Source organism: Oceanibaculum indicum P24, from assembly GCF_000299935.1.
Taxonomy (GTDB): Bacteria; Pseudomonadota; Alphaproteobacteria; order Oceanibaculales; family Oceanibaculaceae; genus Oceanibaculum; species Oceanibaculum indicum.
On the sequence record NZ_AMRL01000050.1, the window covers coordinates 1 to 6433 of the forward strand.

A 6433-nucleotide genomic window follows, 5' to 3' on the forward strand; every position below is an offset into this window, starting at 1 on the left:
AGGATCGGGGAGTAGCTCACAATGCGTTGAATGCCCGCTCTGAACCACAAGCAGTCATCGCTAGAGCAGCGCCCTAATGGCAGTGCAGTAATGGGGCGAGCCCTGAACTTCAAACCGCGACTCTATCCCGCCGACAGGTTCACTCGGCAATGCTAGATAGGTAGGCTATAGGAGTGCGTCTATATAAGCGCAGTTCGCTTTTTCTATATAGAAATCGGCGCAGAGGAACCGCTGGGGAATGTCTGCCGTGAAATTAGATAGCGCGTATATATGGAGCAAGGCGATACCGCTCAGGCGCGCCTATTGGAAATACGCGCCTGCCAAAGAGCGAAATCGGTATGAAGAACTTTTAAAGGCAATTTCGATACCTGCTGCAATGGCGCGATTTAGTGAATTTTACCGCAAGCGCCAAGCATCACCGGCTCCACCAGTAGCGCCCGAGGCAAAGCCAGATTTGACGTTTCTTTCAGATATCTTCGGCCCTACCGATGAGTTCAGCGCGCTACAAAACAAGCTAAAATCTGCCTGCTTAGATTATATACGGCGCGGACATTTACGAGCATTTGGCTATTCAGCCCCCCGCCGCCCCGACGATACCCCCGTCGAGGTACCGAGCGACTTATGGGCGCATCCTATCTACTGGGACAAGGACACACTCTCCGGCGACGGGCTGGAGATCGTCGCGGTGCGGCTGATCCCGACACAATGGCTTTTACAAACGCAAGGCATATCGCCACAGAGCCCCGCGCGCCGTCAGGGGCGACCTAGCCGAGATAGCGACATTCTCAACGCCTGGAACGAACTCGTCGAGGAAGGAAAGATCGATTTCAGCGGCACGCGCGCCAATGCTTGCAAGTTGGTACGCGAACGTATTTTGAAGCTTTTCCCGGATCAAGGTGAGGCGGGTTTGGGCGATAAAGCCCTGTACCGAAAACTAAAGCCCCTTTGGGACAAGGCGACGGAATAGCCGGAGCCACCTTTCTCTTTTCTATAAATTTCCAAGCCATTTATAGACATTTTTAGAGAAATCGAATTGTCGGAACCTCTCTCTATCGCAAGCAACGATGGAGTGAGTTGAGATGAAACCAGCAGTTCAAAGCGACCCGGATTATCTGGATCGCCTGATTGGCGAACAGGAAGCGGCGGGCTTCATCGGCTACACGGTGCGCGCGCTTCAGAATTGGCGCGTGCGCGGCGGCGGGCCGAAGTTCGTGAAGGTATCCGCGCGGTCGATCCGTTACCGCCGGCGCGATCTGATCGCCTGGGCCGAATCGCATCTGGTGCAGAACACCTCGCAAGGGGCAGCGGCATGAAGTGCGAGATGTGCGGCCGGAACAAGTACCCCTGCATGATGCCTTACGCGCCGAAGACGGATGCGACCTGCATCGCGACCTTCGAACGGGAGATGCGACTCCCGCCAGGCGTGAAGCTTGCCGGCCTGGAGTTCGGCCCGGAAGGGCCAAGGCTCTATGTCGATGCCAGCAAGGCCGATGCCGAGACGCTGCGTAAGGCGGCGCAGGAAAAGCCCTAATCAGTTTTGGCCCTGCAGAGCTGGCCGCGCTGCAGGGTGTTTTGGGGCCGCAAGGCTCACAAAAGAAGGGCGCGGAGCAATCCGCGCCCTTCCCGCCCCGCCCCCGCCGCTCGCTCCGACTTGGCCGGTCCAGCTCACGCCCGCCGGCCCCAAAACGGAAAGCGGCCCCTGCGCGGAGCGCCTTGCCCGATACCGGAATACTCAACAGGGCGAATGCCCAGAGGGGGGGTTCCTGTAACACCCCCCTCTAGAAAGCCATATGAGAGGATTAGCGTAATGGAGATCATCTATCAGGGGTTCGACGGCCTTGACCTGTCCGTCAGCAGCAACATCCCGCACGAGCTCGCCACCCGGCTGGAACGCGCGCAGGAAGAGGCGCGGAGGACCAAGGAGCCGGCCTTGCTCGATCATCGCTGCGTGACGCTGAAGGTCGCGGAGACGGGCGCACGCGGCGGCTACGCCTTCCGCTGCGAGACCGACGGCGCGATCTGGTTCTTCAAGCGGCCGAACCCGAACGATCCGTGGGGCGTGCGTGTCTCGCTGCGCTCCCTGACGCTCGCCCTTTATGGGCTGGACGGCGCAAGGAAAATCCTGTTCGACACGCTGGAATCCCTCGGCATTCCGGTTGCGGCGCATGGGGTGTCCATCGGCCGGGTGGACTATGCCATCGACTTCCTGGCCCCCGGCTTCGTGCTGGAAGCCGACCACTTCGTCATGCATTCCCGGATGCGCCGGAAGGATCATTTCGAGGGCGTGCAGGGATATGGAACGTCTAACGGAAGGCAATCTCTCACCATCGGCACCATGCCGGGCAAGCAGATCATCGTCTATGACAAGCGCGCCGACGTGATCGCGAAGAACAAGCGCGAATGGTGGGAACTCTGGAATGCCGGCCGCCACGCGGCGGGCAAGCCGGAGCTGGACCGTCACGACCGCGACGGCGCGCAAATCTGGCGTGTCGAGCTGCGCGCCGGCAAGCACCACCTGAAAGAGGATTGGGGCATCCGCAGCTTCGTCGATCTGGACGCCAGGCTGGGCGACTTATACGGGCGGATGATGCAGTCGATCCGCTACACCGTCCCGCGCCCAGACACGCACCGCGACCGCTGGCCTGTCCATCCGCTCTGGCGCATGGCGACCGAGGCGATGACAGGCGATCTGTTCGAGATGGTCTCGCACGCTGACCCGGAGCGCGTGAAGCAGGTTGCCCGCGAGGCGCATGCCGACATGCTGGCGGCGCAGGATTTTGGCCTATCCGTCTCGCACGCGCACATGCTGGGCTATGGCGCGAACGACTTCCTCGACTATCTGGACCGGCGGCGCGACGAACTGACCGCCGCCGCCCGCGAAAACCCCGCCGCCCTGGAAGACCGCTTCGCCAAGGCGGAAAGGCGGTACGTGTTTATCTAGGTGGGCAGCACCTGAGGGAGTGTCTAACTTCTGATCGTATACGTGCCCCCTTCAACTGCTTTCAACAATAGCCCACCTTGAACGCTTGCTGCAGTATGGCGCTTGAAAACCTCATAGCAAACGCCTACTGCATCAGCTTGGCGGAAAACGCTATAATTGTCTTTCAAAGAAAAGAACAACTTAAATTTTTCAAAAAGCGTGGAGGGGCGCCCCGGATGACGATCGTTTCAGAATTCATTTCGCGGGTGCAAGCCATATACGCAACAGGCAATGCAACGGAGCATTCCTACCGGTCGGCCTTCGAACAGCTGTTCACCGGCCTGGGCGTCACGGCGCTGAACGAGCCAAAGCGGGTTGCATGTGGCGCCCCCGATTTCATCGTCTCGAATGGCGATATCGTCATCGGGCATCTGGAAGCCAAGGATCTGCACGTTCCCATCCAGGGCATGAAGGATAACAACAAGACGCAGCAGGAACGCTACCTGGCTGCACTTCCAAATCTGATCTATTCGAACGGTCTCGACTGGGATTTCTACAGAGACGGCGATCTGCTGGCTTCTGTCAGCATCGGCCATCTCGGAACGAAGGTGGCCCCCACGCCGGATCAATTTTCCAGGCTTGAAAACCTGCTGCGCAACTTCATCGCCCAGCGGCCGCAGACCATCACATCCCCCAAGGAACTGGCCGAGCGGATGGCCGGCAAGGCGAGCCTGATCAAGGATGTTCTGCGCAACACGCTGCGCGAGGATGAGGACTTTCAAAGCGAACTCGCCGGCCAGTATAAGGCGTTCAAGGAAAATCTGATTCACGACATAACGCCGGAGGATTTTGCCGACATCTATGCCGAGACCATTGCCTATGGCATGTTCGCGGCCCGGCTCCACGACACGTCGCTGGACACATTCACACGACAGGAAGCACTGGAGCTTCTACCCAAATCCAACCCTTTCCTGCGCGCTCTGTTCGGCTACATCGCCGGCCATGACCTAGACGACAGGATTGCCTGGATAATCGATGACCTGGCGCGTGTATTCCAGGCGTGTGACGTCGCCAGGATCATGCAGGGCTTCGGTAAGCTGACCGGCCAGAATGATCCCTTCCTGCATTTCTATGAAACCTTCCTGGCGGCCTACAACCCGGCCAAGCGCAAGGCGCGCGGCGTCTGGTACACGCCTGAGCCTGTGGTGAACTTCATTGTTCGCGCCGTGGATGAGGTGCTGCAAACCGAGTTCGGCCTACCGGACGGGCTGGCCGATACGTCAAAGGTAACAATCGACTGGGACACAGGCCAGACCGACAAGAAGGGCAAGCCAATCGCCATCAGGAAGGAGGTGCACCGCGTCCAGATACTCGATCCGGCAACCGGCACCGGTACCTTCCTGGCCGAAGTCATCAAACAGATCGCTCCCAAGGTGAAGGGCGTCGCTCCCGGCATGTGGTCTCAATATATCGAGACCGACCTGATTCCGCGCCTGCATGGCTTCGAGCTACTCATGGCCTCCTATGCCATGTGCCACATGAAGCTGGACATGATACTGACCGAGCTGGGCTACAAGCCCTCCGGCACCCCGCCACGCCTGTCGGTCTATCTTACCAACAGCCTAGAAGAGGGCGAACCGGCGAACATGACCTTGCCCTTCACGCAATGGCTCAGCCGCGAGGCCAAGGGCGCGAACACCATCAAGCGCGACATGCCCATTATGTGCGTGATCGGCAACCCGCCCTACTCGGGCATTTCACAGAACATGGGCGACTGGATTTCGGACCTTATTGACAACTATAAGTATATCAATGGAAAGCATTTTGGCGAGAGAAAGCACTGGTTGAATGATGATTATGTAAAATTCATTCGCCTCTCAGAGAAGCTTATTGAAAAGAATGGAGAAGGTATTCTTGGGTTTATAACAAATCATGGATACTTAACCAACCCTACATTTCGAGGCATGCGACATCATTTGCTGAAGACATTTGATGGAATTAGAATCATTAACCTGCACGGCAACGCCGCATACGAACTATTGAGTCAAAGTGGCCAAGTCGATAGAAATGTATTCGACATACGAGTAGGCGTTTGCATCATAATCGCTTGGAAGAAAACAAATTCAAAAGACTTTTCAAATGTCTCCTACGCTGACGTTATCGGCCCACGTGAATTTAAGAATTCCGTACTGCAAGATTCTAAATTTCAAAATTTTACGCCAATAACGATTACCCCAAAATCTGAGTACTATTTCTTTCGTGATTTTGACCACACCAAGGTTGAAGCATATTATCATGGAAATAGCCTTGAAGATATATTTATAAAATACAGCTCTGGATCAATATCCGCAAAAGACAGAATAAATTATTCATTCAGCAAAGAAGAGGCTCAGGAAAAAATTGTTTTCCTTATTAATTCTAGCGATTCAGACATAAGAAAGAAATTTGGTCTAAACAGCAAGGATGCAAGAGACTGGACAGTGCCTACAGCAAAATTGGATGCTAATAAGCACTTTGGCAAGACCGCTTTAACGCAAAATCTATACCGTCCCTTCGACACTCGTTGGACGCTCTATACCGGGCAATCCAGAGGTTTATATGCCAGCCCCCAAAGCGATATTGCTTCGCACATCAGAGGTGCAAACGCACCTGCCTTGATCGCGACAAAGGTAAATCGTGGTAGGAGCGCTGGCTACGTTCTCTGCACGTCATCGGTCTTCGATTTTCACATTTTTGATACAATTGGTGATAGCTCAAGCGCCTTCCCCCTTTACCTTTATCCCAACGAGCAAGAACTCGATCAAAGCCGCCGCGTAAATTTTGATCGAAAGTTTTTTGCGCGCATGCAAAAGCTCGCGAAACACGCTGAACGTGGAACGCCTGACGAGGTAGAAGTTTTTGATTACATCTACGGCGCCCTGCATTGTCCCGCCTATCGCGAGACCTACGCGGAGTTCCTAAAGATCGACTTCCCCCGTATCCCTTGGCCCACCAGCCCGGATGAGTTCTGGGATGTGTCGGCGAAAGGAAGCGTGTTACGGAAGCTCCATCTAATGGACCTTGTCGCCATCGGTCCAACCCCCTATCTTTTCCCTATCCCAGGAAATGGCGTAGTGGATAAGCCCCGCTTCGAGGAGGGGAAGGTCTGGATCAACGATACCCAGTATTTTGACAACGCACCTGAGGCCTCTTGGGGCTTCTACATCGGCGGCTATCAGCCTGCCCAGAAATGGCTGAAAGACCGTAAGGGTCGCAGCCTCTCCTTTGAAGACGTTAAACACTACCAGCGAATTCTGAAAATTCTGTCCGAGACGGATCGGATCATGAAGACTATCAACATGACGCTGGATGCAAACGTGTCAGAAGGGTGATTCAGACTCTTTATGCTCTCTTATTTCCTCCCGCCTGCTTCCATGGCGCTTCCACGGCCTGTGACACGCTCCGAGCTCCAGACATGACGAAGCCCGCAAGATGTTGATCTTGCGGGCTTAATGTTGGTTGCGGGGGCAGGAT

The 6433-nt window shown here is 55.6% G+C and carries 5 protein-coding genes; all 5 read left to right on the forward strand.

What is annotated here, in order from left to right; translation table 11 throughout:
* Positions 1–238 precede the first annotated feature (238 nt).
* Positions 239–967 carry a hypothetical protein gene (locus P24_RS18775; RefSeq protein WP_156816386.1) on the forward strand — a complete coding sequence of 243 codons (729 nt, stop codon included), beginning with the start codon at positions 239–241 and terminating at the stop codon, positions 965–967.
* A 112-nt stretch (positions 968–1079) separates the two neighbouring features.
* Positions 1080–1313, forward strand: coding sequence for a helix-turn-helix transcriptional regulator (locus P24_RS18780; RefSeq protein WP_008946335.1), 234 nt, complete (start codon positions 1080–1082; stop codon positions 1311–1313).
* A 35-nt stretch (positions 1314–1348) separates the two neighbouring features.
* Positions 1349–1531: a hypothetical protein gene (locus P24_RS18785; RefSeq protein ID WP_156816387.1), complete on the forward strand. Its 183-nt coding sequence runs from the start codon at positions 1349–1351 to the stop codon at positions 1529–1531.
* 276 nt (positions 1532–1807) lie between these two features.
* Positions 1808–2941 carry a hypothetical protein gene (locus P24_RS18790; protein WP_008946337.1) on the forward strand — a complete coding sequence of 378 codons (1134 nt, stop codon included), beginning with the start codon at positions 1808–1810 and terminating at the stop codon, positions 2939–2941.
* Positions 2942–3036: 95 nt separating this feature from the next.
* Complete coding sequence (locus P24_RS18795) at positions 3037–6291, forward strand: type ISP restriction/modification enzyme (protein ID WP_237740225.1); 3255 nt, start codon at positions 3037–3039, stop codon at positions 6289–6291.
* Positions 6292–6433 lie beyond the last annotated feature (142 nt).

What these genes read in the sequence shown, in the direction of transcription:
- P24_RS18775 (WP_156816386.1), top strand. Translation starts at nt 239, where the DNA reads ATGTCTGCCGTGAAATTAGATAGCGCGTATATATGGAGCAAGGCGATA.
- P24_RS18780 (WP_008946335.1), top strand. Translation starts at nt 1,080, where the DNA reads ATGAAACCAGCAGTTCAAAGCGACCCGGATTATCTGGATCGCCTGATT.
- P24_RS18785 (WP_156816387.1), top strand. Translation starts at nt 1,349, where the DNA reads ATGATGCCTTACGCGCCGAAGACGGATGCGACCTGCATCGCGACCTTC.
- P24_RS18790 (WP_008946337.1), top strand. Translation starts at nt 1,808, where the DNA reads ATGGAGATCATCTATCAGGGGTTCGACGGCCTTGACCTGTCCGTCAGC.
- P24_RS18795 (WP_237740225.1), top strand. Translation starts at nt 3,037, where the DNA reads ATGGCGCTTGAAAACCTCATAGCAAACGCCTACTGCATCAGCTTGGCG.